We start from the raw sequence: 25929 nt of genomic DNA, 5'->3' as shown, positions 1-25929 counted from the left end.
GCTCTAGAATTCGAACTACGCCTAATAAAATTAGGCGTAGTATTTTAATAAGTTGGGGACATCAAGGATTAACGCAATACCACCATCAGATGTGATGGTAGCACCAGCCATACCTGGTGTACCTTGTAATAACGCATCTAGTGGTTTGATTACGACTTCCTCTTGGCCTATCAGAGAATCAACCACAAAACCGACTTGTTTAGTGCCAATTTGCGCAATGACAACATGGCCTTCAGCCTTTCTCATGCTTCTGTTCGCACCTTTTACCAACCAATGCTCGAGATAAAATAACGGAATTGCTTTTTCTCTCACTATGATAGTCAACTGACCATCAACCACATTCGTTTTAGTCAAATCTAAATGGAAGATCTCGTTCACACCAGCAAGTGGTAATGCAAACGTTTGTTCTCCGACTACCACCATCAAGGTGGGCAAAATAGCTAGTGTAAGCGGTACCTTAATTTCTAATACGGTACCAACACCCAATTCTGATTGGATATTTACCGAGCCATTCAATTGCGTGATCTTCGTTTTAACAACGTCCATCCCAACACCACGACCGGAAATATCTGAAATTTGTTCTTTTGTTGAAAACCCAGGCGCAAAGATCAAATTATAGGCTTCAGTATCGGACAGTCGACTTGCTTGGTCGGAGTCAATAACGCCTTTATTTATAGCAATTTTTTTGAGCTTTTCTGGATCCATACCGGCACCATCATCTCTAATGGTGAGAAGAATGTGATCCCCCTCTTGAGATGCTGACAACGTGACCGTACCCATTCTTGGTTTTCCTGACGCTTCGCGTACGTCAGGCATTTCAATGCCGTGATCTACTGAGTTTCTCACTAAGTGGACCAAGGGATCTGCAAGCGCTTCAACCAAGTTTTTATCTAAATCCGTCTCTTCACCTTGTAAAACTAGGTTGATTTCTTTTTTCAAGCTGCGAGCAAGGTCTCTCACTACTCGAGGAAAGCGACCAAATACTTTCTTGATTGGCTGCATTCGCGTTTTCATCACGGCACCCTGCAAATCAGCGGTGACTACATCGAGGTTCGAAATAGCTTTCCCCATACTTTCGCTGTTGGTGTTATTCGCTAAGCTAACCAAACGATTACGGACCAATACTAATTCGCCAACCATATTCATGATTTCATCAAGACGTTTAGTATCAACTCGTACAGTAGTCTCTGCTTGTGCCGCAGGTTTCTTCACAGCAGCTGATGCGGAAGCCTTCGCCGCTTCAGGCTCTTTTTGCGGTGCTGGAGTCGCAGGCTTAGCTTCAACTTTGAGCGCAGGCTTTGGAGCAGGTTTCGGCGCTGGCGCTGCTTTAACGGGCTCAGGTTGAGCAGGCTTAGTCTCAGAGACATCTACTGGCGATTCATCTACCGCTTTAGGTGCACTGCCTTTACCATGAAGCTCATCCAGCAAAGCTTCAAATTCATCGTCGGTAATTTCTTCATCGCTAGTTGACTCACTTGAGGCTGCTGGTGATGTTTTAACTTTAGGTTCACTCACTTCTGGAGCAGCAGCATCTTCAGCATTTGGTGTTCCACCGAATTTACCAACACCATGGAGTTCATCTAAAAGGTTATCAAATTCGTCATCGGTGATATCACCATCATCTGCGGTTGATACAGCTTCAGGTTTAGCCGCCGGTGCGACAGCAGGCGCATTACCAGAGCCGTGTAACTCATCTAATAGATTTTCAAATTCTTCTTCTGTTATCTCATCAATGCTAGAACCGCTATCATCGCCTGAATCTGCATCCGCATCCGCATCGAATAGAATATCATCCGCACTTAAATCTGGTACAACAGATTCTGGCTCTGAAACAGGTTCCTCAATCACTTCACTGACTTCGTCTTCAGATGCTGGTTGGCTGAGTTTATGGAGGGTTTCAAGCAACACAGGATCGGCCGCTTCTGGTTCCTCTCGGTTTTGAATACATGCGAACATTTCGTTGATCGTATCCAAAGATTGCAAAATAACATCCATCAATTCGGAAGTTACTTTTCGTTGCCCTTGTCGTAGTACATCAAACACGTTCTCCGCACCGTGACAGGCATCAACCAGTTCGGTCATACCTAGGAAGCCAGCTCCACCTTTTACGGTATGGAAGCCACGGAAAATCGCATTGAGAAGTTCTTTATCTTCGGGATTATTTTCTAGTTCAACAAGCTGTTCAGATAACAGTTCTAATATTTCGCCTGCTTCAACAAGAAAGTCCTGCAAGATATCTTCATCGACTTCAAAGCTCATACACACTCTCCAACTAGAAGCCTAAACTAGATAGCAAGTCATCGACTTCGTCTTGACCAGAAACCACGTCATCTCGCGATTCAGCGTCAATAATTGGACCTTCAGGTCCAGACAATTCATCACTGATAGTCTCAGTTGTTTTTATTTCGTTTTCATTCGCTTTCACAGCAGTGGAAGGCGCTTCATCTGAAGTACCAAACACAGTTAGAAGGTGAATGAGACTATCTTCTACTTCTCTCACAAGCTCAATGACGCGCCGAATAACCTGCCCAGTCAAATCCTGATAGTCCTGAGCCATCAGCACGTTAGTCATTAAACCTTGTAATTCGTCTGTACGTGTCTTTGAAGTCTGCATAAAGCTGTCGAGATCATGACACAGAGATTTAAACTCACCGAGTTGAATATCTCTGCTCATCAACCGATCCCAAGTGGGCTTTATTTGTGCTAACTCATCCGCAAGATTCTGCGCAAGAGGTAAGCTTTCTTCGACCGCGTCCATCGTTTTATTAGCAGCGCTTTCTGTCATTTCCATAACATAATTAAGACGCTGCTTGGCGTCAGGTATAGCCTCTGTCGTGAGATCTGAGAGTCGAGTATCCAGCTCAAAATTCTTCAAGGACTCGTGTAATTGGCGAGTTAGCTTTCCGACTTCTGCAAATAACTCCGATTGCTCTTTGTTAGCAGCTTCTAAAATCAGCTGGTCAGCTTTTTCTTGTTCACCTTGCTCTAGAAGCTCAACAAGTTGTTTAGCTTGTTCAAGTGTAATTTGAGGCGCAGCATTTACAGACATAGGCCATATCCCCTTGCTGTTAGCCTAGTCGCTCAAATACTTTTTCAAGCTTAGTTTTGAGCGTACCTGCAGTAAACGGTTTAACAATATATCCGTTCACCCCAGCTTGCGCTGCTGCAACAATTTGTTCTTTTTTCGCTTCTGCGGTAACCATCAACACTGGAATGTGCTTAAGCTTTTCATCTGCGCGTATTGCACGAAGCAGATCAATACCTTGCATGCCCGGCATGTTCCAATCAGTTACTACAAAGTCAAACTCCTGATTTTGTAGCATCGGAAGTGCTGTACTTCCATCATCAGCTTCTTGAACATTGGTAAAGCCTAAATCTCTTAATAGGTTTTTGATTATTCTTCTCATAGTAGAGAAATCATCAACCACGAGAATCTTCATGTTCTTATCCAAAACTTCCTCCAGTGAGGTTCGAACCCAACTAATTTATGTACTCTAATTTATCCAGTCATTGATTTTAGCTTTAAGCTTTATCATTGCCTGACCGTGAATTTGGCTTACTCGAGATTCACTGACATCAAGGATGGCACCAATCTCTTTTAAATTCATTTCGTCGTTATAGTAAAGTGACAACACCAAAGCATCCCTTTCGGGTAGTGCTTTGATAGCATTTACTAAAGACTCGTTAAAACGTTCATTTTTAACGTTATTAAACGGTTTGTCTAGCGCAAAATCGCTGTTTGCTGGGGTTATCACATCTTCATCAACCCCTAGATCCTCAATGCCGATGACTTTACTTGCATTTACATCATGTAAAATATGATGGTACTCATCTAAAGATATATCAAGTTTTTCAGCGATTTCAGTGTCTTTTGGTTCGCGGCCAAGGAGAGATTCGAGCTCAGATATAGCTTCGGCTACCATTCTGCTGTTTTTATGTACGGACCGAGGGGCCCAATCGCCGCGACGGATTTCATCTAGCATTGCACCTCGAATGCGTATCCCCGCAAAGGTCTCAAAACTAGCACCTTTAGTAGCATCGAAATTTTTAGATGCTTCAATCAATCCAATCATACCTGATTGAATTAGATCGTCGAGCTGTACACTTGCCGGAAGTCGAGCGATCAGGTGGCATGCCACTTTTTTGACAAGTGGAGCATGCCTCTCGACCACTTTATGGATATGGTCAGAAGTTTGATATCCCGCAGCTCTGTTGACCGGAGAAGCCATAATCACCCGTTTACAAGTTGTTCAATGAAAAATTCTAGATGACCGGAAGGTTGATGAGGAATTGGCCATTTAACTGCCTTGGCAGCAAGTCCTTTAATTGCAACTGCTGCTGGAGAGCTCGGAAATAAATCCACGATTGCTCTTTGTCTACGAGAGGACTTACGCATGTTTTCGTCAAATGGTACTGTGGCCACTAATTCCAATGCTACATCAAGAAAACGGTCTGTAACTTTTGAAAGTTTAGCAAATAATTCTTGCCCTTCACGCATACTGCGGACCATATTGGCAACTATTTTAAAACGATAAACGCCATGCTCTCTGCTTAAAACTTTGATCAACGCATAAGCATCCGTAATAGAAGTCGGTTCATCACACACAACAACCATCACATCTTGTGCAGCTCGAGAGAAGCTCAGAACCATATCTGAGATACCAGCTGCGGTATCAACAATTAATACATCAAATTGCGTGTTAAGCTCGCTAAATGCACGAATAAGTCCTGCATGCTCTGCGGGAGTCAGCTCTACCATACTTTGAGAGCCAGAGGTCGCCGGCACAATTTTAATTCCAGCGGGACCTTCTACGAGAATCTCATCTAGTTCACATTCACCCGACAACACATGTGAAAGGTTCTTTTCTACTCGGAGCCCTAACATCACATCACAGTTTGCCAAGCCCAAGTCCGCATCTAAAACGAGAACTCGCTGTCCTTGTTGGCCCATAGCGATGGCAGTATTGAGCGAGATATTGGTTTTACCCACCCCACCTTTTCCACCGGTCACGGCTATTACTTTTACACCCTGGTTGCTATTTTGACTCATTCTACGCAGGCCACTTGCTTGATCTAAAACTGTGTTAATCATACATTCCTACTGACTCTGACGCTACAGGTACACGTCGAGAGTGCTGTGCTTTTATTCTTTTTAAATACAATTGCTCAGCCTTTTTTACTAGCTTTTGAGCATTTGCTACGCGAATGTCTTCTGGCACTCGCTGACCGTTGGTAAGATACCCTATTGGCAAGCGATTTTGAATCGCTATGCTAATTATCTCACCTAAACTTAGACTTTCATCAAGTTTTGTGAAAATACAGCCACTTAAATTTACTTTTTTGAAGTGTCTTACTGTTTCTTGTAACACATTCATCTGTGCTGTCGCACTTAATACTAAATAGCTGCGAATATCTACTCTCGCGCTACGCATAAGTGTATTTAACTGTTCAGTTAAGCGCAAATCTCTTTGACTCATTCCCGCCGTATCTATTAATACTAGACGCTTATTGCGCAAATGATAAAGCACTTCTGCAAGTTCATTTGCATCTTTAACTTGTTTAACCGGACAACCAATGATTCTACCATAGGTAGCCAGTTGCTCGTAAGCACCAATTCTGTAGGTATCAGTGGTTATTAGCGCCACTTTATCTGCACCGTATTTTTGTGCACCTAATGCCGCTAATTTTGCAACCGTTGTGGTTTTGCCAACACCAGTTGGACCAACCATCGCAAATACGCCACCTTGACGAAGAATGTCATTGTTGGTGGTGTGCATTTGGTTAATTACCATATTCAACAGCGCGTCCCAGGCTTCTTTACGAGACACATCATCAGGGATAAAACACGCCATTTGCTCAGCAACATCTTTATCTATACCCATTCCTTCCAAGCGGTCTACAAGACAAGCGCGGGTTGGATCGCGACGTGCCATTTCTTGCTTCATAAGTCCAGACACTTGATGCTCAAGTAATTGACGAATAGCGTTCATCTCTTCACGCATCGCACTCATTTCGTCAGGCTTTGCACTTAATTCAGGTAAATCATCACCAAAACCGTTGTCTAACTCATCAGACTCGCTCCACTGCTGTGGTTGCTCAAATCCATCATCATCAAAGTCAAAAGATTGGCGACGAGATTGCTGAGGCTTCGCCTGGTATGTTGGTGCTGCAGACTGTGTTTTACGTTGACTGTTTAACATTTGATCCGTATCAATTCCTGACTGGGAAAACATTGAAGCAAGCTCTGGTGAGCGAGGACGCGGCGTTTGACGCTCAAGCAATGCCGCTAAGCTATCGGCTACTTGCGCTTGTTTTGCTGGCTGCGCTTGGCGAGGCTCAGGACGGACAAAGCGAGTCGGTGCCTCACTTGAAGCTGTCGCACGGTCAGCTGGTGCTTGCTTAACAGGTGCAGCAGCACGATCATTATCAATTGCTGCGACGATTTCAACGCCATCCGCTAACTTTTTGTTAGACATGATGACAGCATCAGCACCAAGCTCTTCTTTTACTTCATTTAAAGCCGTACGCATATCTTTTGCGAAGAAACGTTTAATTTTCATGTTACAGCCCCTTTATCCTCTATTGTCCAACCGAGCTCACTATCTTAATTTGTCTTTCTTCCGGCACTTCTTGATATGACATCACTCTAAGACCTGGAATTGTATGTTTAACAAATCGAGATAACACACTTCTTAACATACCTGAGGTTAATAAGATGGACGGTTCCCCTAGCATTTCTTGGTTGTGATGTGCTTCTCTTAATGATTCTTGAAGCCTCTCAGCCAAGCCAGGTTCAATACCTGCCCCCTCATCACCTGCGTTCTGAAGTGACTGATGCAACATCTGTTCCAACTCAGGCGCCAATGTTATGACAGGAATTTCTTCTTCGCTTCCAACGGCATCTTGAACAATCAATCTACGTAATGAAATTCTTACCGCAGCCGTTAATACATCAGGGTCTTGGCTACGTGGTCCGTACTCAACTAAGGTTTGTACAATCGAGCGCATATCTCGAATTGCAACGCCCTCATTAAGCAGATTTTGTAGCACTTTTACCACGGTAGTGAGCGGTAAAATATCAGGTACTAAGCCTTCTACTAATCTAGGGTGACTTTTCGCAAGCATATCTAATAGATTTTGTACCTCTTCATGACCAAGTAATAGTGACGCATTATTCGTTAATAATTGACTGATATGTGTTGCCACCACAGTTGCAGCATCTACTACTGTATAGCCAAGCGAATGCGCCTCATCTTTTTGGTCTGGCTTAATCCATACTGCATCTAGGCCAAATGCAGGATCTTTAGTCTCTATGCCTTTAATCGGCCCAAATACCTGCCCAGGATTAATTGCAAGTTCATCGCCATGCTTCAACTCACCGGTTCCAGAGCCGACTCCCATTAAAGTAATATTGTATGCATTTGGGTCTAATTCTAGGTTATCTCGAATATGTACCGGCGGTACTAAAAAGCCCAGCTCCTGAGATAGCTTTTTACGCACCCCTTTAATACGACTGAGAAGCTCCCCGCCTTGGGCTTGATCAACTAGAGGGATTAGGCGATAACCTACCTCTAAACCAATCACATCGACAGGTTGTACATCATCCCAACCAAGCTCTTTTTGATCTTGTTGATGGCCTCCTTTTGCGGCAGGCCCTTTGGCAGCTTGTTCCGCCTTTTCGATCTCCGCCTTTTTCTTTTGCTGACTTGTGTAATAGGCTATATAGCCAAGTAATACGCCTAATCCTAAGAATGCTACATGTGGCATGCCTGGGACGAGCCCCATGGTAATCAAAATGCCTGACGCGATAGCCAGCGATTTTTCATTACCCAGTTGGTTCTTAAACTGATCGCCCATGTTGTGCGATTCATTTTGACGCGTTACAACAATTGCCGTACCAATTGAGAGTAAAAGAGAAGGAATTTGCGCGACTAGGCCATCACCAATTGTCAGCATGGTATAAACTTCCATCGCGTGACCAAAGCTTAAATCATGCTGGATCATCCCGACGAAAAGGCCACCTATTATATTAATGGCAAGGATCACGATACCTGCAATGGCATCACCTTTAACGAATTTACTCGCACCATCCATTGAACCGTAAAAATCAGCTTCTCGGGTCACCTCTTCACGACGGGCTCTAGCGTCATCTGCAGAGATAAAACCGGCATTTAAGTCCGCATCAATGGCCATTTGCTTACCCGGCATAGCATCAAGGGTGAAACGTGCGGACACCTCAGAAATACGGCCCGCACCTTTGGTAATTACGACAAAGTTAATAATGATAAGGATAAGGAATACAACTAAACCGACGGCGTAGTTGCCACCAATAACAACACTACCAAAGGCTTCGATCACCTTACCTGCCGCATCACCACCATTATGACCTTCAAGTAATACGACGCGAGTACTCGCTACGTTTAGTGCCAATCGCATGATAGTCGCGATCAGTAGTACCGCCGGAAACATACCAAATTCAAGTGGCTTCAAGGTATAAACAGTCACCAATAGCACCACAAGTGCCAATGCAATGTTGAAGGAAAATAGAATATCAAGCAAAAAAGGAGGTAGCGGCAGAATAACCATGCCAAGTGCTGCAAGCACCAACAATGGAGTACCCACACCTTTAGCATATTCTTTTTTATCTCGATTGAGTTGTTGTAAAACCGCTTTAAATTCCATAACTTAACACAAGCAAAAAATTGACACATAGCAACAAATGCAATATGCGTTCCAATTAATAGCTTATTTTTATAAGAGCAATTTTAGTGCTTCAAATCGTCTGGGATTGGTAAATCTCGAGTAAGTGCAACGGGTCTTTTCCCTTTACCCTTTTGGAAGCGATTCAGCTGAAATACATAAGCAAGTACCTGTGCAACCGCGGTAAACAATTGTTCAGGGATTTGATCACCCACTTCTGTGGTGTGGTAAAGCGAACGAGTCAATACAGGTGATTCCACTATCGGCACTTCATTTCCTTTGGCTATTTTTCTAATTTGCATCGCAAGCTCATCAACCCCTTTTGCAATAACAATAGGCGCTCCCGCTCGTTCAGTGTCGTATTTAAGCGCAACCGAATAGTGAGTAGGGTTGGTCACAACAACATCTGCATCTGGTACATCTTGCATCATACGTCGTTGCGACATTTCTCTTTGTGTTCGGCGGATCCGCGCTTTTATTTGCGGATCACCTTCTGAGTTTTTATATTCATCCTTGACTTCTTGTAGCGTCATTTTAAGCTGCTTATGGTGATTATAGCTTTGATAGGGCGCATCAATTGCGGAGATCACAATCATAGTGCAACTAAGCGCTAAAAACATCCACGCAATGATTTCTAATGCATGTTCTATACTCGAAGGGATTTGCTCAATACTCAAGTGTAATATTTCGTTAAAATACATATTGATAAGCAAGATTGCAAAACCTGCAACTAATACAAACTTAAGAACTGACTTCAATAACTCAATGGCCGCTTGCGGACCTAACATTCGCTTCAGTCCCTTCATAGGTGACATTTTACTTGCTTTAGGCGCGGCTGCCTGCCAAGAAAAGTTAAAGCCACCGAGTAACGTATTCCCCACTATTCCTGCAATTGCGATGATAAAAACAAACATGGCCATTGGAAATAGCAGTTCAGCAGCAATATCTCCCCACACAGCAAACATTTTGGTTATGTCGTAGGTTTCATTCCGATTGAGCGACAACATTCGCCCCATAACATTGTAGAGCGCCTTCCCAATTCCAGGCCCATACAAAAGTAGAGCTATTGCAGAAAACAACAACACAAACGTCGTTCCTAGTTCTTTTGAACGGGCAATTTGGCCCTTCTTCCTAGCATCGTCTATTTTCTTGGAGGTGGGTTCTTCGGTGCGTTCTTGACCGGAATCTTCTGCCATTTCAGACTCCTATACCGTGCAACCAATTAGATCGCACATCAGCTCTGTCATTTTGAGCCATTGAAATTCAAATTGTGCTAAAAAATTACCCAATGTCGCCCAAATAATGGTAAGCCCTGCAACCAAGGTAAAAGCAAACCCCACAGAGAAGATGTTCATTTGAGGCGCGGCTCTAGTCATAATCCCAAATGAAATATTAATAATCAACATTGCCGTTAGCGGAGCTAACGCAAGTGCAAGAGCCGTAGAGAACATCCAGCCCCCCCAATTAACTATTCGCCAAAAATTGTCTACCGCCCACCAGTTCCCTGCAATGGGAAAGCTTTCAAAACTATACACTACCATTTGGATCATCATCAGATGGCCGTTATAAACAAAAAACAGTAATGTCGCTAATATTAAATAGAACTGACCGACAGCAGGTACACTCAACCCATTGGCCGGATCTACGACAGATGCGAAACCAAGACCGGTTTGCATAGCAAGGATTTGACCCGCAATGATAAAAGTATTCAGAAGTAGCAATGAACCAAACCCAATAGCTACCCCAGTGACCATTTCTTGAATAACAACTAAAATCATCGAAAAGGAGAACAAGTCGGTAAATTCTGATTTGGGCAAAACGGGGACCACGGCAAAAGTAACGACCACGGCGAGTGCAAACTTAATTCGGGCAGGTACACTCTGTGCCCCAAGCCCCGCCATTACCATCATCATTGAACTTATCCGCACCAGTGGAAGTAAAAAATCACTTAGCCACTGCATGATTACCGCAAAGGTGAACTCCATGGTTAGCCTGCAATTTCAGGAATTCGCATAACTACGAGGTTAAAATAGTCCATCAGTTCTTGAGTTAACCAATGGCCACCAAAAATAAGGGCTAGAATTGTGATAATTAAACGCGGTAAAAAGCTTAATGTTTGCTCGTTAATTGATGTTGCAGCTTGAAACACAGCAACAACTAAACCAACGAGCAGCCCGGGTACTACAATCGCCGCCACCAGCTTGATGACTAAAAACAATGCATCACTTAAGATATCAACAAAGACTTCTGGTTCCACATTACACCCCCAACCCGAAGCTTCTGGCCAGCGTCCCCATAACCAAACTCCAACCATCGACGAGCACAAAGAGCATAATCTTAAACGGCAAGGAAACTATCATTGGAGATAACATCATCATACCCATAGCCATCAAAACACTGGCTACGACTAAGTCGACTATCAAAAATGGAATAAAGAACATAAAACCGATAATAAAAGCCGTTTGCAGCTCGGATGTAACAAATGCTGGAATAATAACGATGAACGGCGTGTCTTCAGGGCTATCAAGCTTGTCATATCCCGCTATCTTGGCAAAAGTTTCAAGGTCTTTAATTCGAGTTTGTGACAACATAAAGGCTTTCATCGGTTCTTTGGCACGTTCAAGTGCTTGGATTGATGTAATTTCTTCCTTTATGTACGGCTGCACCGCTTCATCATTTATCTGCGAAAATATGGGTGCCATTATAAATAGCGTCAAAAACAACGATAAACCGAGTAAAATTTGATTCGATGGCGACTGCTGCAGACCAATCGCTTGTCTCAAAATCGCAAGTACAACAATTATTCGAGTAAATGAAGTCATCATGATAACGGCAGCCGGAATAAAACTCAGCGCTGTCATAATGGCGAGTACTTGAAGTGTCACAGAGTACTCTTGAGAGCCATCGGGGTTTGTTGTAACGTTTATTGCTTCTATTCCTTCCGCAGAAGCTACGCCAGAAAACAGTAATAAACAGAGTATCAGCAATCTAATCATGACTTTTCTTATTATGGTTGTTGGCGGTTTGCCCTTTACCCGCTAAAAACTTTTGTAACTCGTTTGCAAATGGCGCCCGCCTAACATCATCCAGCGGTGTTTCTAACTGGTATAAGTAGTTGATATTATTCGGGGTTACCCCGAGTAAATGCTGTTTATCATCCAACTCTACAACCAACAAACGTTCTTTCGTACCGAGCGATATACTGCGGATCACCTTAAAATCTTTTTGGTTTACGATGTTGGGGTTTAAACGCTTCAGCACAAATGCTAACCCCAAAATAAGTAAGATCACCAATGTCAGAGACAACCCCATGGAAAGTAGCTCTGAGCTTAACCCCGCGGTACCTGCCCCTACAGAAGATTTAGGTACTGCCTCTGAGGTTGTAGCAGTGGCAGCCTGCATATAAAAAACGATGCCAAACACTGCTAAAGACCAACCCCAGCGCATTAACGTAGCTTTTTAATACGCTCAACCTGACTAATAACGTCCGTTAAGCGAATACCAAACTTGTCGTTTACTACAACTACTTCACCGTGTGCAATCAACGTACCGTTAACAAGTACATCTAGCGGTTCACCAGCTACTCGATCCAGCTCAACAACGGAGCCCTGATTTAGCTGTAATAAGTTACGAATATTAATTTTAGAGCGGCCAACTTCCATCGAGATGGTAACTGGAATGTCTAAAATGGTATCGAGTTTACGTTTTTCATCTGACGATAATGCAGGCGCTGAATCTTTGAGTTCATCTAACTCTGCAACTTCTGGCTCACTGCCATCTTCGGCACCTTCGGCTTCAGCTAGTGCTGCTGCCCATTCGTCCATAGTATCTTGATCATCGCTCATTGGATTACTACCTGATTAAGTTAATTTGTTGTCCATAATTAGTTTCACGATTTTGCATACACAAGCCCGCAACTACCAATCTAAATCTACACCTTCGGAAAGATGTAGATCTTCTTCTAATTCTGCCAGCTCAGCATCTGAATCGAGCTTTTTACCACCTTTGGTAAATACATGAAGCTCAGACTTAACTGATTCTGGCCGTTTAATTTTTTCACTGATCTGTAAAGCAACATTATCGCGAGAACGACCCATTTTAGCTCTAAAGGTTGGCAGCTCTTCTACAAAGACGGTGACATGCTCTGGCATTTCCACAGGAATAACATCGCCAGCTTGAAGCTTCATTATTTGCTCAAGTGATAGGTCCACTTCCAGCAACTGGGAGGAAATCTCAACTTCAACATCCATAATTTCATCGCGAAGCGCCTTACTCCAACGCAGATCGGTATCTTCCGTATCTGATTGCACACCGGCATCGAGTAACTCTCGAATAGGTTCCAACATAGAGTAAGGCAATGAAATATGGAAATCGCCCCCTCCACCATCTAGTTCAATGTGAAAAGAACTAATCACCACCACTTCTGTAGGTGACACAATATTCGCCATCGCTGGGTTAACCTCTGAGTCGAGGTATTCAAATGACACATCCATCACCGGTGCCCAGGCTTCTTTGTAATCTTCAAAGATGATCTTAAGTAGCATCTGCACGATACGACGTTCTGTTGGTGTAAACTCACGCCCCTCTATCTTGGCGTGATAACGACCATCTCCACCAAAAAAATTGTCCACTAGAATAAAGACCAACCGGGCTTCCATGGTTATTAAGCCAGTACCTTTTAGCGGTCTAAAACGCACCATATTTAAGCTGGTAGGAACGAATAGAGTATGGATATATTCGCCAAATTTCAGCATTTGTACGCCATTGATAGACACTTCAGCGGTGCGGCGCATCATGTTGAAAAGGCTGATCCGCATATGGCGGGCAAATCGTTCATTAACGATTTCAAGCGTCGGCATCCGCCCACGCACAATTCTATCTTGAGACGAAAAGTCGTACTGTAAGGCACCAGCACCTTCGCCGTCACCACCATCGCCGATTTCGTCTTCTTCGACTTCATCTACACCATGGAGTAGCGCATCAATTTCGTCTTGGGATAATAAATCGCTCACAAATACTACCTTATTGCATTACAAAGCCAGTAAACAACACACGCTCGATTACTTTACTACCTTCAACCCCTTCCATCGCAGCTTGTACTTTATCTAGCGCCGTTAAGCGCAAAGTTTCTTTGCCTGCACTTGTGCTTAGCTCATCTGCCGTGGTGGTGGAAAACACACTCAGTAAAGTACCTTCAATCAAAGGAATATGCTTCTTTGCTACTTCTTCATTAACATCACCGCGAACCAGCAACTGAACTTTAATCTGCACGATTCTATCGCGACTGGCACCTGGCACATTAAAAACAAAAGGTCGAGGCATAGCAACGTACAGTGCACTTCCCATCTGAGCAGCACTACCTTGCTCCGCTTTGACTTCACTTGCTGTCGTTTCTTCTGCTAAGGATTCTTCTGGCGCATCTGAGCCTGAAAATAAGAAAAACCCAGCTACACCACCTAATACCAATACCGCAGCGGCAATAATGATAATTAGCTTTTTCTTCGAGCCACCCGTCTCTTCTATTTCTAAGTCGGTTTCTTCAGCCATAGCAAGCCCTTATGATCTTTAGTAACTATAATAATAGCAGGTGTTAGGCATAGTAATCTATTGCAGAATCAGTATTTCTCTTTTGCGGCGATTGTGAGTTGTCAGAAATCCCCTGTTCATCATCTAGAGCTTGCTGTCCACTCGTATTGCCACCAGCAGTTCGTGACTCTGACTCCGTATTACCACCTTGCTGATGCGATATTTGGCTGTCACCCAGTTCAATACCCTGCTCAGCTAACATTTCTCTTAGTCTTGGCAGTGATTGCTCTAGCAGTTCTTTAGCTTGCTGATTTTGCACCACAATATTCACTTGAGCCTGCTCTGCATCGCTTTTTATCCGAATTTGCATCGCCCCAAGCTCTGGCGGATCTAGGCGAATCTCAGCTTCCTTATTGTTAAGGTTAAGCATCAACCCTACCCGTTGATGCAGCTCTTTAGCGGCATCTTGACGTGCTATGTTAATCGCCTGTTGAAGATTAGCATCTGTCGCTTGCTTTGTCTGTGTTGTGCTTTGGTTTGTTGGCTGAGACTGTTGAATTTGCTGAACTTCTTTCAGTGTTTGGTTTAGTGAGCTAGTGTCTTGCGATACACTTACAGGACTTGCTTCAGGCTTAACTTGATTTGGTATCGCTGCTGCAGTATTAGCCGATTGACGCTCATTTTTAACCGCCTCTTTCGCGATGCTTGCTTCCGCTTGCATCAGCCTACTATTTTCTTTATCAACTACCTTTTCACTTATTTGCTTTTCTAAGTTCTGTTTTTCTGAACTTTGCTTCTCTGCTGCTAACTTTTCATCGCTAGTCAATTTATTCACAGCTATATTTTTTTCAGCACGTTCACCCTCTTTAACTACCACGACCTGCTGCTCACTATTGTTAGACTTTTCTTGCGCGCTATTTACATTAAAAGACGCTTGGGTAGTATCTTTAACATCCGTAGCAGCTTCTGGCGGGGTGTTTGTTGAAGTTTGTGTTACGACAGAGGATGACACAAACGCTTTAAACGGCTGTACATTTGCGATATCAACACCTTTTCCAATTAATTGAGCTACGGATTTTTGTACACTTGGTGACGCATCATAAATATCCAGCTTACCAGCCATCACGGCTTTTAATTCTTGTTGTTGCTGTACGGTCAACTTTTCTACCATGGTTTGCACATCTGTAGTGCTTTTTGTACTTACTGCGTTTTTGTCTTTCGCGGTTTGTGTACTCACCTCAGAAATGATTTGCTTTGTTTCTGATTGCTTAGCTTCAGATGAGGAAACAGATTGAACAAGCTCTGATTTCTTAGCGGCTAAGAGTTCTTTCTGTTGCGCGGTTTCAGACTCACTTTCAACTTGAGACTCGACTGGCTTATTAGCGCTTAGATCCCGTTTTTCTATGTTTGTATTGGTAACCAAGGCTTGAGTACTAGTATCCTTTTGCAACTTAGGCTGTAATGTTTGTTCTTTAGCTTCTGAACTGTCATTCAATAACGAAGGTTTAGCAACCTCACCTTCTGAGTCTTGGCTGTCCAAAGAAGTTGCCTGCTGTAATAACGAGGTTGGCTTAGTGCCGGCGTTTTCAGTTTGGCCTTTCCCCCCTCGAATGAGTGGACTGGCTTCGTCTTGTAGCTGCTCCTGAGATGGTGCACTATCGCTAGCTACAACCTCTTCATCAGTCAAAGAAGCATTGCCCAATGCTTCTTTGACTGATTGCGCAACTGCTGTTGGGGTTTGGCTCAATGAAGTGCTCTGCTGTTTTGCAGCGTTGATCTGAGCATATAAGTCATTATCTGGGGAGTCAGGAAGCGGTTTGTCCGCAGCTACCTGGCCTTTGTCAGTGTAGCTAACAGTAGAAGTTGGTACTTCCCCTTGTAGCTTAGAGGAAGCGGCTTGTGCTTTACTATCTGACTGCGGAGCATCATCTGATGCTACTTCGCTATCTATTGGCGCATCCAGATCTGAGGTTACAGGATCTACAGACTCTTTTACCTGCTTGTTTGCAATCTCTTGCTCGGCTAACTCAGCCATTAAAGCACTAAACCCAGAGCCGCGCTCAAACCCCTCAGCATCCATATCTTGGGGTTTTTCTTTAATATCAACCTCGTTACTGCCTCGTTGCAGCATGGATGCAAGCATTAGATTCATCTTAAAGCTACCTCATAAAGTGGCAATGTCCTGCCGTTGTAATACACCGTTAAAAACCAACACTATGAATATTCGTGACTTTTACGAGTGAACTACCTAAATAATAAAACGCTAATTATTACGAAGCATATTTCGAGCCAACTTACCAAGCACGCTCTCTTCGTACAAACTGATTAGTTGCAAACTCATCAAGCATCTTTTGTTCTGCTTTGGCCAGACGAGTTTGCTTCGCAAGGGCTTGCTTCTCGATAAGCTTTTCAATTGCCTTCGTTTTAGCCTGCTGTGCTAGCCAGAGCTTGCGGCGTTGTTCAACCACCTGCTTCGCGGTGTTGACCGTTTTTGCTTGCTGATCAATAGCCTGCTCAATCTTATTAATAAAGTTATGGTATTGATTGAAACCGCCACTAGACAGACCAACTTGTGCTTTACTATGAAGCTGCATGCTGTATTCCAGACGGAAATCGTTTAGTCCCGATAACCGTTGTTGGTTTGTTGCTAAGTGCTGCTGCGCTTGAACAAAATTCGCTCGAAGGTTATCTTCTTTGTCTTTTTCTAGCTTAAGCAATAAAGTCAGCTTGTTATTTGCCATTATGCTTGTCCTAGGAGCTTAGCGAGGCCTTGTAAACACTCGTCATAATTGATCACGTCTTTCATGCCTTGCTGAAGGAAGTTATTCACCGCAGGCATCATGTTTATCGCCTGATCTAGCATCTGGTCACTGCCGCGTTGATAAGCACCTAAGGTGATCATGTCTTTATTTTGCTGGTACATTGAATAGACTTGCTTGAGCACTCTGGCTTGCTGCATGTGTGCCTCTGACACCACTTGCGGCATGACTCGACTAATGGACTTTTCAATATCTATCGCTGGATAATGACCACTATCGGCAAGCTCTCGTGATAACACAATATGACCATCCAAAATAGCTCGCGCGGCATCGGCAATAGGGTCTTGCATATCATCACCTTCACTCAATACCGTAAAGAATGCGGTAATTGAGCCTTGTCCCTCACCACCATTACCTGCGCGCTCAACCAACGCTGGGAGCTTTGCAAACACGGAAGGCGGATACCCTTTTGTGGCTGGCGGCTCGCCTACCGCAAGCGCTATCTCACGTTGTGCCATGGCATAGCGCGTCACCGAATCCAGTAACAACAGTACGTTTAACCCTTGATCGCGAAAATATTCCGCAATAGTCACTGCACTCTCACAGCCTTTTAAGCGCATCAGCGGTGAGGCATCGGCGGGAGCGGCAACCACTACGGAGCGGCGTCTACCCTCGACTCCCAAAATCTCATCGATAAATTCTTTCACCTCACGACCACGTTCACCAACCAAGCCAACGACAATAACATCCGCTTCACTGCCTCGTGTCATCATGCCAAGCAATACCGATTTACCCACACCACTCCCTGCAAATAGACCCATACGTTGGCCTTGACCCACTGTCACGATCGAATTTATCGCACGCACGCCTACATCCATTGGTGAGTCGATTGGGCGTCTTGAAAGTGGGTTGATTTGCGCTGCGGCAAATTTCAGGTGTTTCTCAGCATCAATGGCACCAAGACCATCTAGTGGTCTACCAAGTCCATCAACTACACGGCCAAGTAGACCCATTCCGACAGGTAATCCAGCATCCTTAACTTTTGGGATCACTCGCGCTCCAGGAAGGACGCCTGTAATATGGTCGTTTGGCATAAGATAAAGCGTTTCTTGATTGAAACCGATGACTTCTGCATCAATAAAGCCGCCCAGCGTCTCGATTTTACATTGACTGCCGACGGGAGCACTTAGCCCCCTAGCTTCAAGGGTGAGGCCAACCACACGGGTGAGGCTGCCTGCAACCGCAACCCCATATGGTTTGATAAATTTCTGATACTTACTGATGCGCTCGCTCATAGCAGCAGATGTCGACATGTTCGCAATTACCTTAGGAAGGCATCGTTATCTTGATTTGATTGCTTCGCTTATCTTGATAACAGTGCAGTATTATTGGTTTATACCGCTATCTTGCAAAAATGATTCCAACACTTCGTTAATACGGTTTTTAAGCGTCATATCAATGGATGACTGTGGCGTTTTCACCTCGCAGCCACCTCTGTCCAACGTCGGCTCTGGAAGTAACTGCCAATGCTGTGATTGTATATGTTCTTCGCCGTACATGGCTTGCACTAAGGCTAAATCTTCTGGATGCAGATGGATGCGTACTGTTTGCTCTTTAACAGGCAGCGCGTCCATCGCTTTTTTCAACGCGTTTAAAATAAGTTCTGGCGTGGTCTTGAGCTCTTTAAAAATAACCTGCTCCGCCAATAAATTGACGAGTACGACCAGCTGCTTTTCACACTCATCATCAACCTTTTTCAGTGGCGTTTGCATACCATCTAGAACAGTGGATAGCGCTTTCATTCTTTCTTCAATAAGAGGTTGCGCTTCCTCAAGTCCCTTTTCCTTTCCTATTTCTACACCTTCTTTATAACCGGCTTCTTTACCTTCAGAAACCCCTTTGTCAAAGCCTTCAATATAACCCTGTTCATGGCCTTGCTTTATTCCTTCATCGTAGGCGTCCTGACGGATCTGCTCTAATTCTTCAATGGTCAAAGTAGGAAATTCAGGCTCTTGCGGTTCTGGTTCTGCGCTCACCTCTCTCTTAGTATACAACTCTTCCAATGGCGTACCGAAGGCTGTAGAGCGACCGCGGAATTTCTCAGGCTTATCCGTAACATCTGGAATGGGCCAGTTTTCTAATAACTCATCCAGTGCTTCGGTGTTGACTGGGTGGCCTTTATACAACTTTTTATCGACCATGGTTTATAAAAACTCCTCACCACCGCCGCCACCAAGCATAATTTCACCTGAGTCAGCCAAACGTCTAGCCGTTGCCAGAATCTCTTTTTGTGCAGCTTCGACTTCACTGATCCGCACTGGAGGCATAGCCTCAAGGTCATCTTGCATCATCTCGGCAGCGCGCTTGGACATATTCTTCATAATCTTTTCTTTTAAGGATTCGTCCGCGCCTTTAATTGCTTTCATCAGTACGTCTTGCTGCACTTCACGCAGAATGGCTTGGATCCCTCTGTCTTCTACATCCATCAAGTTTTCAAACACGAACATGAGGTCTTGAATTTGTTGCGACATTTCTTCGTCATGTTCTCGAATTGAATCCATCAACTGGCCTTCTACATTGGTGTCTAGGTAATTCATGATATCCGCAGCGGCTTTTAAGCCACCCATTTTCGCCGCTTGTGCACCTGCTTGACCTGCGAACTGTTTCTCCATAATCTCGTTGAGTTCTTGTAGTGCTGCCGGCTGTACTTCTTCTAAGTTTGCAATACGCATAGTCAAATCTAAGCGTACTTTCTCTGGAAACTGGGACAAAATTTCAGCGGATTGCTCAGGCTCCAGATAAGACAATACAATAGTCTGGATCTGCGGGTGCTCGTTGCGGATAATATTAGCAACTTGCTTTGAGTCCATCCATTTCAACGAATCCAACCCTTTTGCACCAGACCCCATGACGATTTGGTCAATAAGACTTGCTGCTTTGTCTTCACCAAGCGCTGCGGTTAGCGCCTTCTTAATAAAGTCTTCGGATTGAAAACCTATCGTACTAAAGCTTTGAATTTGTTCGATAAACAAATTATGGACAGCTGCAATTTTGGCCTGAGACAGGTCATCCATGGAGGCCATCGCCATGCCGACCTTTTGCACTTGCTTAGGCTCTAAGTGTTTTAAAATCTGAGCCGCATCTTCTTCAGTTAAACTGAGCAGTAAGATGGCAGCCTTGTCGACGCCATCTAGCTTGTCAACGTCAAAGGCTGCAGGCAATTGTTTTTGTTCTTGATCAGTCATCTTCTGTCAACCACGCTTTCACAACTTGTGATGAGAGTTCTGGTTCGTTAGCAACTAGCGCACGTACTGCTTTGAGTAAGTCCTCGTCACCATGTAAGTCTGGCAATTGTAATCTACCGTCAGAAGAGAAGCCAACCGCAGACTCATCGAAATCGTTATTTAGCATATCGAGTGTACTGTCGCCTAAATCTACACCACTGGTCAACGCATCTTCATCAAAATCTTCAAGCGTGTCATCTGGATAGATTAAACGTTTAAGCATAGGTCTTACTACCGCTAAGATTAGCACAATGATCACTAAGGTACCTGCTGCAAGACGGATCGTCTTTTGGAACCAATCCTGCTCCCAAAGTGGCAACTCTTGCATTTCAGTGAGATCTTCACGCACAAATGGTACCGTTACCACTTCTAATGCATCACCTCGCTGCATATCAAAGCCCACACCACCTTGCAGTAAGCGACGGATGTTGTTTAACTCTTCTTGCGTACGCGGCGCCATTGCCATGTTACCTTCAGCATCAGGCTTTGCGAGATAGTCAACGGCTACACTCACGCTGATCCGGCGAATAACCCCTGTTTGCTGACGCTTATGGCTGATAGTGGTATCTAACTCATAGTTACGGGTTGCTTCTTTTTGATTACTGCTTGGTGTTGCACTTTGACCATTGCCGCCTTGACCCGCAACCTCTGGGATATTTGAGTTTATGGGAGGTTGATTAGTCAGCGCTCCGGGAATACCGACAGCTAAACCACCAATATTATTTTCTTCATACGTCGTTTCGCTACGAACCGCTGGTAAATCTGGGTTATAACGTTTTTGCGTTTCTTCAACTGCGCTGAAGTCCATCGTTAAGTCAACCTGCGCGGTAAAGTTACCAAGGCCTACAGTTGGGATCAGGATACTATCAATTTTTTCTAGATATTCTTGTTCACGCTTACGTTCGATTTCATACTCTTTTCTCGAGCGTGCAGCTAAAGAGTCTTGAGAACCAGAGTTGAGTAGGCGACCGTTTTGATCGGTGACGGTCACGCGTGAAGGCTCTAGGCCTTGTACCGCTGATGCCACAATGTCTACGATTGAATCAACTTCTTCGCCGCCAAGCGTTTTGCCACGTTTAAGGGTAATAACTACGGTTGCAGAGGGCTTTTTCTCACGACGTGCAAAGACGTTTTCTTTTGGGATTGCGAGTAACACTTTTGCACGGTTCACGTCTTGTAACTCTTCAATTGTTCTCGCAAGTTGTTGCTCACGACTATGCTTTAAGCGCTCTCTTTCAAGACGTTGGCTAACACCAAAACCCATATCCTGCATCAGAATATCAGTGCCAGAACTCGGAGATTGGGTAAAACCGTCACGCGCCATGCGTAGTTTTATGTCTTGATAGTCCGACTCGGCAACTAAAATGGTATTACCATCGAGTTGGTATTCAATTTTCTGTTGGTCTAAAAAGTCTAACGTTTCGACAAGTTCTTCTGTTGGATATTTACCAAGTGGGCGCATATCTGGTTGGCGCGCCCAAATGATAATAAAGATTGCGATTGCTAAACAAATAGCAAGGGCAATAACCAGAGTAACCTGGCGCAACATATCAACACCGCTTAGCGCACTGAAGTAGCCTGATTTTTGCTCTTGTTGCTCATCCGAACCGCTGTTATTATTCAGCACTGCGTCGGAAAGCGTAAGATCTGTTGATTGATTAGTAGCCACGATTACTCTCCACAGTCACTCAATTAAACTGGCATGCTCATGATTTCTTTATAGGCCTCTACAAGTTTATTACGAACTTGCACTGTTGCCTCAAAAGCGACCGACGATTTTTGTTTCGCTATCATGGCTTCTGCAAGAGAAACGCTTCTGTCACCCATTTCAACAGCAGTGACTTTTTGTTTTGCTTCTTGTTGTAAGCCATGAACCGTATTAAGTGCGTCTGAGAGTAAATCGCCAAACTGAGCCGACGAAGATGCCGCCGTCTTAACCGGCTGCACTGATGGCTGTGTGTTTCTCGTCGCTTCTGCAGCCATTGCCTGCATTTCTTGAAATAGCGCTGATGATTGTACTTTCATGATGCTTTACTCAAAATAACTCTTAGTTACCTGTAATAAAGCAGAAAACGTGCCAACTTAAAATCGTTAATATTCAGTACCTTGCAACATTTTAATTATGTCGGAAAATTGGCAGTGTATAGAAGTGAAAACTAGGCGCCTAAGATCTGCTGATCTTTATAGGCACCTTATTAAACTTGAATTAACAGATAAAATTTAACTTGAGGTTTGGATAAGGAATGAGTTAACTCATTCCTTTTAAGCTCAGGTAATTTAGGTTAAGCGGGTAGCGCAATCCCTAAATCTCGCATTTTCGCCAGCTTATAGCGAAGTGTGCGAGGGCTCATGCCCAATACCTCCGCTACCTCTTTACGTTTACCATTAAACTTTGCCAGCGTATCTAAAATAATTTGGTGCTCTTTATCCTGTAACTCATCTTTATAGCTAATGATCTCATCATCACTTTGCGAGCGCTCCATTAAAACTGATGCCTCATGGTTTACAGTTGGAGATGACTCAACCAAAGCCATCGGTGAGAAATTTTCGATAAAAATATCATCTTCTTGAATTTCATTACCTTGGAACAAAATTAGGGCACGTTGAATCACGTTGTCTAGCTCTCTTACGTTTCCAGGCCAACTGTGTGAACTGAGCTTACGCTTTGCACCACTGCTTAACATAGGTGTTGGCTTGCCTGCCTTTTGCGTATGCCTTACCAACAAATGCTCAGCTAACACAGCGATATCACCCGCTCTGTCTTTCAATGGCAACCACTCTAGCGGGAAAACATTGAGACGGTAATATAAATCTTCTCTAAATACCCCATCATCCACCGCTTCTTTTAAATCGCGGTTACTGGTTGCCAACACTCTGACATCCAGTGAAATGGTCTTTCTGCTGCCTAGACGCTCTACCTCACGCTCTTGTAGCACACGAAGTAGTTTTGCTTGTAAGCCCAAATCCATCTCAGTGATCTCATCAAGCAAAATTGTTCCCTTTTGTGCTTGCTCAAATTTTCCAGGACACGCTTGAATGGCACCTGTAAACGCCCCTTTTTCGTAGCCAAATAGGGTTGCTTCAAGCATATTCTCTGGAATTGCAGCGCAGTTAATTGCGATAAAGGGCTCATCTGCTCTGTCTGATTTATCATGAATATAGCGAGCCAACACTTCTTTACCTGAGCCGCTTGGCCCAAGCACCATAACGCTGGCATCCGACTTAGCTACTTTTGCAGCCAGTTCAAGTAGTTTAATACTCTTTGGATCGGCAACAATGGGGCCGTCAGTCTCTTTTTCCTTCTCAGGTAAATAACGACCAACCATATTGAGCAACACTTCAGGTGCAAATGGCTTAGCCATATAGTCGATAGCGCCCAATCTCATCGCTTCAACCGCATCATCAATGGTTGCGTATGCTGTCATCATCAATACTGGTAATTCTGGATAGTTGAGTTTAATGGTCTTTAATAAGTCAAGCCCACTCATGGCACCCATTTGCACGTCACTCACCACCAAAGAAAAGGTTTCCTGCTTGAGCAATAAAACGGCTTGTTCCGCACAACTTGCTTCTACGCACTCAATATTTGAAAGCTGTAATGTATCGATGAGTGCTTCTCTTAAACCAGCATCATCTTCAACAACTAAAACTCTGTTACTCATAGTTCCTCCGCCTCAATTAGTGGTAGTACCAAGCTAAAACGCGCACCCTTACCTTCAACATTGTCTGCCTGCGCAAACCCTTTATGCGCGTTAGCAACCGAATTAACCACCGCAAGACCAAGCCCTGTCCCCTGCGACTTAGTTGTAAAAAATGGTTCAAACAACTTGTCTACTAAGGTTTCATCAATGCCAGGCCCATTATCAACAACTGAGATACGTACATACTCGCCACACGGCTCGCGCTCTGCATTAAGTTCAATGTGTGCCGCACTGCCAATAATTTGAATACTGTTGTGGATCAGGTTTTGGATCGCACTTGCAAGCGCAGTACGATTACCTAATATTTCGATATCTGGTTCGGGTAAAAATGCTTCCAACTTTGCTTGGTTAAGCTCAACCATAGCGTCAGCACCCGCTTTGACTTCACTCAATAATTGTTGCATTGACACTCGCTCGACCACTTGTTGTTCACCGCTTTTAGCAAACAACAGCATGTCATTAACTTGGCTTTCTAAGTCTTTTAGCCGAGACATCAACTTATCGTGAAACTTTTCTCGAGAAGCCGAAGGAAGATTAGCTGCACCAAGGTTTGCACCATATAACATCGCAGCCGATAGCGGCGTACGCACTTGATGCGCCAGTGAAGCAACCATTTTTCCTAACGCACTTAACCTTTGCATATGCGCAACACGACTTTGGAGCCGGCGCGTTTCGGTAAGATCTGTCATCAAAATGAGTTGCCCAGGTTCCGGTGTTAGCGCGGTAATATCTAACTTAATTCTTCTGCCATCTTTAAGAGAGACTTCATGACCATCGTCCTGCTGTGGTCGAAATGAACGCTGAATAACGCTAAACCACTTTTCACCCTCGAGTGGTTCACCCAACATATCCATCGCGATTTGATTTGCCTTGGCAATCATACCTTGACCATCAAGTACCACTACACCTGCAGGCATAGTATCAACAAGATGGCTCAACCAACTCGCCTGCTGCCTAAGGTCGCTTAATTCACCGACGTAGGCTTCTTGCAGCAAACAGGGATTGTAGCGATTCGTCGTTGGTACAAATTGTGGATTAATAACATGTGCTAATGCCATTTTTCCGCTCTCTTAAAAATAAACTCAATGGATAAAAGCAAAAAACGATCCAACTTTATATTTCATTTAAAACATAGAGTTATGTAATGTTTAACAATATCAATTTATTGACACTGTTTTTATATACAGCATTATGCTAGAGTTTTTGAAAGCCAAATGTGATGCCGTAATGAGTAGTTGGCGTAGTAAATCATTTAGCTTATTCACATTCACAATTAGTTAGAAGAGAGCCAACAATGACAATACGATGCGGCTGGGTGGACGAAAGTAAACCCGATTATATTGAATATCATGATAAGGAATGGGGAAGGCCCGTACTGGACGACCAGAGTTTGTTTGAGTTTATTACATTGGAATCTGCGCAAGCTGGTCTAAGCTGGTATACCATCTTGAAAAAACGTGAAGGCTATAGAAAAGCATTCCACGATTTTGATGTACACAAAGTGAGTAAGATGACAGAGCAAGATGTCGAGCAGCTATTAGCATTTGACGGAATTATCAGAAACCGCGCAAAAATCGCAGCAACGATAAACAACGCTAAGCGATTTATTGAAATTCAGCAAGAGTTTGGCAGCTTTGCAAAATACCAGTGGCAATTTGTTAATTACAAGCCTGTTATCAACCCCATGCGTGACAAACACGATGCCGTTGCCACCACTGAACTCAGCGACAAATTTGCCAAGGACTTAAAAAAACGTGGATTTAAGTTTTTAGGTTCAACCACCGTGTATGCACATATGCAAGCTTGCGGCATGGTTAACGACCATGCCGATAACTGTTTTTGCAAACAAACCATTATTGCCAGTTATCAAGACTTGGATTTTACTCGACTTTAAACAATAAAACACAAGGCCGTGTATTAAGCGGCCTTGCTGTGTTGATTAGGTAACCTGAACTTGGA

25 protein-coding genes are annotated in these 25929 nt (G+C 43.9%); 1 reads left to right on the top strand and 24 read right to left on the bottom strand.

Annotated elements, in window-relative coordinates:
• Positions 1–30: 30 nt before the first annotated feature.
• The 24 genes from CKO50_RS11345 to CKO50_RS11230 all read right to left on the bottom strand — a co-directional run bounded on the left by CKO50_RS11345 (position 31) and on the right by CKO50_RS11230 (position 25028).
• Positions 31–2259: a chemotaxis protein CheA gene (locus CKO50_RS11345; RefSeq protein ID WP_095728234.1), complete on the bottom strand. Its 2229-nt coding sequence runs from the start codon at positions 2257–2259 to the stop codon at positions 31–33.
• Between the two features lie 13 nt (positions 2260–2272).
• Complete coding sequence (locus tag CKO50_RS11340; RefSeq protein WP_010369103.1) at positions 2273–3049, bottom strand: protein phosphatase CheZ; 777 nt, start codon at positions 3047–3049, stop codon at positions 2273–2275.
• A gap of 19 nt (positions 3050–3068) precedes the next feature.
• Positions 3069–3452 carry a chemotaxis response regulator CheY gene (gene cheY, locus CKO50_RS11335; RefSeq protein ID WP_010369104.1) on the bottom strand — a complete coding sequence of 128 codons (384 nt, stop codon included), beginning with the start codon at positions 3450–3452 and terminating at the stop codon, positions 3069–3071.
• 42 nt (positions 3453–3494) lie between these two features.
• Positions 3495–4229, bottom strand: coding sequence for an RNA polymerase sigma factor FliA (locus CKO50_RS11330; protein WP_010369105.1), 735 nt, complete (start codon positions 4227–4229; stop codon positions 3495–3497).
• Between the two features lie 2 nt (positions 4230–4231).
• Positions 4232–5092: a MinD/ParA family protein gene (locus CKO50_RS11325; RefSeq protein ID WP_095728233.1), complete on the bottom strand. Its 861-nt coding sequence runs from the start codon at positions 5090–5092 to the stop codon at positions 4232–4234.
• A complete protein-coding gene (gene flhF, locus CKO50_RS11320) occupies positions 5085–6560 on the bottom strand; it encodes a flagellar biosynthesis protein FlhF (protein WP_095728232.1) in 1476 nt (491 codons plus the stop codon). The genes CKO50_RS11325 and flhF overlap by 8 nt, the downstream gene beginning before the upstream one ends.
• Positions 6561–6579: 19 nt before the next feature.
• Positions 6580–8682, bottom strand: a complete 2103-nt coding sequence (gene flhA / locus CKO50_RS11315; protein WP_039492505.1) for a flagellar biosynthesis protein FlhA — start codon at positions 8680–8682, stop codon at positions 6580–6582.
• Positions 8683–8765: 83 nt separating this feature from the next.
• Complete coding sequence (gene flhB, locus CKO50_RS11310) at positions 8766–9896, bottom strand: flagellar biosynthesis protein FlhB (RefSeq protein ID WP_095728231.1); 1131 nt, start codon at positions 9894–9896, stop codon at positions 8766–8768.
• A 9-nt stretch (positions 9897–9905) separates the two neighbouring features.
• Positions 9906–10685 (bottom strand): flagellar biosynthetic protein FliR, encoded by a 780-nt coding sequence (fliR, locus tag CKO50_RS11305; protein ID WP_045989540.1) that lies wholly within the window; start codon positions 10683–10685, stop codon positions 9906–9908.
• A gap of 2 nt (positions 10686–10687) precedes the next feature.
• Positions 10688–10957 carry a flagellar biosynthesis protein FliQ gene (gene fliQ, locus CKO50_RS11300; RefSeq protein ID WP_010369116.1) on the bottom strand — a complete coding sequence of 90 codons (270 nt, stop codon included), beginning with the start codon at positions 10955–10957 and terminating at the stop codon, positions 10688–10690.
• 1 nt (position 10958) lies between these two features.
• On the bottom strand, positions 10959–11696 hold the full coding sequence (fliP, locus tag CKO50_RS11295) for a flagellar type III secretion system pore protein FliP (RefSeq protein WP_010369122.1): 738 nt from the start codon (positions 11694–11696) through the stop codon (positions 10959–10961).
• Positions 11689–12147 carry a flagellar biosynthetic protein FliO gene (gene fliO / locus CKO50_RS11290; protein ID WP_095728230.1) on the bottom strand — a complete coding sequence of 153 codons (459 nt, stop codon included), beginning with the start codon at positions 12145–12147 and terminating at the stop codon, positions 11689–11691. Before fliO ends, fliP begins: the two co-directional genes overlap by 8 nt.
• Entirely contained in the window at positions 12147–12545 is a 399-nt protein-coding gene (fliN, locus tag CKO50_RS11285) for a flagellar motor switch protein FliN (protein WP_095728229.1), read from the bottom strand. The genes fliO and fliN overlap by 1 nt, the downstream gene beginning before the upstream one ends.
• Positions 12546–12617: 72 nt before the next feature.
• The gene (gene fliM, locus CKO50_RS11280; protein WP_095728228.1) at positions 12618–13712 is read right to left on the bottom strand and encodes a flagellar motor switch protein FliM; all 1095 of its coding nucleotides are present in this window, start codon (positions 13710–13712) and stop codon (positions 12618–12620) included.
• A 10-nt stretch (positions 13713–13722) separates the two neighbouring features.
• Positions 13723–14247 carry a flagellar basal body-associated protein FliL gene (gene fliL, locus CKO50_RS11275; RefSeq protein ID WP_039492515.1) on the bottom strand — a complete coding sequence of 175 codons (525 nt, stop codon included), beginning with the start codon at positions 14245–14247 and terminating at the stop codon, positions 13723–13725.
• 43 nt (positions 14248–14290) lie between these two features.
• Positions 14291–16378 (bottom strand): flagellar hook-length control protein FliK, encoded by a 2088-nt coding sequence (locus CKO50_RS11270; protein WP_095728227.1) that lies wholly within the window; start codon positions 16376–16378, stop codon positions 14291–14293.
• Positions 16379–16520: 142 nt separating this feature from the next.
• Entirely contained in the window at positions 16521–16967 is a 447-nt protein-coding gene (gene fliJ, locus CKO50_RS11265; protein WP_010369144.1) for a flagellar export protein FliJ, read from the bottom strand.
• A complete protein-coding gene (gene fliI / locus CKO50_RS11260; RefSeq protein WP_095728226.1) occupies positions 16967–18298 on the bottom strand; it encodes a flagellar protein export ATPase FliI in 1332 nt (443 codons plus the stop codon). Before fliI ends, fliJ begins: the two co-directional genes overlap by 1 nt.
• 72 nt (positions 18299–18370) lie before the next feature.
• Entirely contained in the window at positions 18371–19186 is an 816-nt protein-coding gene (gene fliH / locus CKO50_RS11255; RefSeq protein WP_095728225.1) for a flagellar assembly protein FliH, read from the bottom strand.
• A gap of 3 nt (positions 19187–19189) precedes the next feature.
• The gene (gene fliG, locus CKO50_RS11250) at positions 19190–20230 is read right to left on the bottom strand and encodes a flagellar motor switch protein FliG (protein ID WP_095728224.1); all 1041 of its coding nucleotides are present in this window, start codon (positions 20228–20230) and stop codon (positions 19190–19192) included.
• Positions 20223–21941, bottom strand: a complete 1719-nt coding sequence (gene fliF / locus CKO50_RS11245; protein ID WP_095728223.1) for a flagellar basal-body MS-ring/collar protein FliF — start codon at positions 21939–21941, stop codon at positions 20223–20225. The genes fliG and fliF overlap by 8 nt, the downstream gene beginning before the upstream one ends.
• Positions 21942–21961: 20 nt before the next feature.
• Positions 21962–22294 carry a flagellar hook-basal body complex protein FliE gene (gene fliE, locus CKO50_RS11240; protein ID WP_010369155.1) on the bottom strand — a complete coding sequence of 111 codons (333 nt, stop codon included), beginning with the start codon at positions 22292–22294 and terminating at the stop codon, positions 21962–21964.
• 257 nt (positions 22295–22551) lie between these two features.
• Positions 22552–23931: a sigma-54 dependent transcriptional regulator gene (locus tag CKO50_RS11235; RefSeq protein WP_095728222.1), complete on the bottom strand. Its 1380-nt coding sequence runs from the start codon at positions 23929–23931 to the stop codon at positions 22552–22554.
• Positions 23928–25028, bottom strand: a complete 1101-nt coding sequence (locus tag CKO50_RS11230; RefSeq protein WP_095728221.1) for a PAS domain-containing sensor histidine kinase — start codon at positions 25026–25028, stop codon at positions 23928–23930. Before CKO50_RS11230 ends, CKO50_RS11235 begins: the two co-directional genes overlap by 4 nt.
• A gap of 236 nt (positions 25029–25264) precedes the next feature.
• Here CKO50_RS11230 and CKO50_RS11225 point away from each other — a divergent pair, with 236 nt between their 5' ends.
• A complete protein-coding gene (locus CKO50_RS11225; protein WP_095728220.1) occupies positions 25265–25864 on the top strand; it encodes a DNA-3-methyladenine glycosylase I in 600 nt (199 codons plus the stop codon).
• Positions 25865–25929: the final 65 nt, after the last annotated feature.

The sequence above is a fragment of the Pseudoalteromonas sp. HM-SA03 genome (genome assembly GCF_002289345.1).
Lineage (GTDB): Bacteria > Pseudomonadota > Gammaproteobacteria > Enterobacterales > Alteromonadaceae > Pseudoalteromonas.
This window is presented reverse-complemented; position numbering and strand designations above follow the sequence as displayed.

Bases quoted from the DNA above. Each gene is read 5' to 3' on its own strand.
- fliL (WP_039492515.1), bottom strand. From the start codon at position 14,247: ATGGCTGAAGAAACCGACTTAGAAATAGAAGAGACGGGTGGCTCGAAG.
- CKO50_RS11325 (WP_095728233.1), bottom strand. From the start codon at position 5,092: ATGATTAACACAGTTTTAGATCAAGCAAGTGGCCTGCGTAGAATGAGT.
- CKO50_RS11340 (WP_010369103.1), bottom strand. From the start codon at position 3,049: ATGTCTGTAAATGCTGCGCCTCAAATTACACTTGAACAAGCTAAACAA.
- fliH (WP_095728225.1), bottom strand. From the start codon at position 19,186: ATGGTCGATAAAAAGTTGTATAAAGGCCACCCAGTCAACACCGAAGCA.
- flhA (WP_039492505.1), bottom strand. From the start codon at position 8,682: ATGGAATTTAAAGCGGTTTTACAACAACTCAATCGAGATAAAAAAGAA.
- fliE (WP_010369155.1), bottom strand. From the start codon at position 22,294: ATGAAAGTACAATCATCAGCGCTATTTCAAGAAATGCAGGCAATGGCT.
- fliR (WP_045989540.1), bottom strand. From the start codon at position 10,685: ATGGAGTTCACCTTTGCGGTAATCATGCAGTGGCTAAGTGATTTTTTA.
- flhB (WP_095728231.1), bottom strand. From the start codon at position 9,896: ATGGCAGAAGATTCCGGTCAAGAACGCACCGAAGAACCCACCTCCAAG.
- CKO50_RS11270 (WP_095728227.1), bottom strand. From the start codon at position 16,378: ATGAATCTAATGCTTGCATCCATGCTGCAACGAGGCAGTAACGAGGTT.
- fliG (WP_095728224.1), bottom strand. From the start codon at position 20,230: ATGACTGATCAAGAACAAAAACAATTGCCTGCAGCCTTTGACGTTGAC.
- CKO50_RS11235 (WP_095728222.1), bottom strand. From the start codon at position 23,931: ATGAGTAACAGAGTTTTAGTTGTTGAAGATGATGCTGGTTTAAGAGAA.
- fliN (WP_095728229.1), bottom strand. From the start codon at position 12,545: ATGAGCGATGATCAAGATACTATGGACGAATGGGCAGCAGCACTAGCT.
- fliP (WP_010369122.1), bottom strand. From the start codon at position 11,696: ATGATTAGATTGCTGATACTCTGTTTATTACTGTTTTCTGGCGTAGCT.
- CKO50_RS11225 (WP_095728220.1), top strand. From the start codon at position 25,265: ATGACAATACGATGCGGCTGGGTGGACGAAAGTAAACCCGATTATATT.
- fliO (WP_095728230.1), bottom strand. From the start codon at position 12,147: ATGCGCTGGGGTTGGTCTTTAGCAGTGTTTGGCATCGTTTTTTATATG.
- fliJ (WP_010369144.1), bottom strand. From the start codon at position 16,967: ATGGCAAATAACAAGCTGACTTTATTGCTTAAGCTAGAAAAAGACAAA.
- flhF (WP_095728232.1), bottom strand. From the start codon at position 6,560: ATGAAAATTAAACGTTTCTTCGCAAAAGATATGCGTACGGCTTTAAAT.
- CKO50_RS11345 (WP_095728234.1), bottom strand. From the start codon at position 2,259: ATGAGCTTTGAAGTCGATGAAGATATCTTGCAGGACTTTCTTGTTGAA.
- CKO50_RS11230 (WP_095728221.1), bottom strand. From the start codon at position 25,028: ATGGCATTAGCACATGTTATTAATCCACAATTTGTACCAACGACGAAT.
- fliI (WP_095728226.1), bottom strand. From the start codon at position 18,298: ATGTCGACATCTGCTGCTATGAGCGAGCGCATCAGTAAGTATCAGAAA.
- CKO50_RS11330 (WP_010369105.1), bottom strand. From the start codon at position 4,229: ATGGCTTCTCCGGTCAACAGAGCTGCGGGATATCAAACTTCTGACCAT.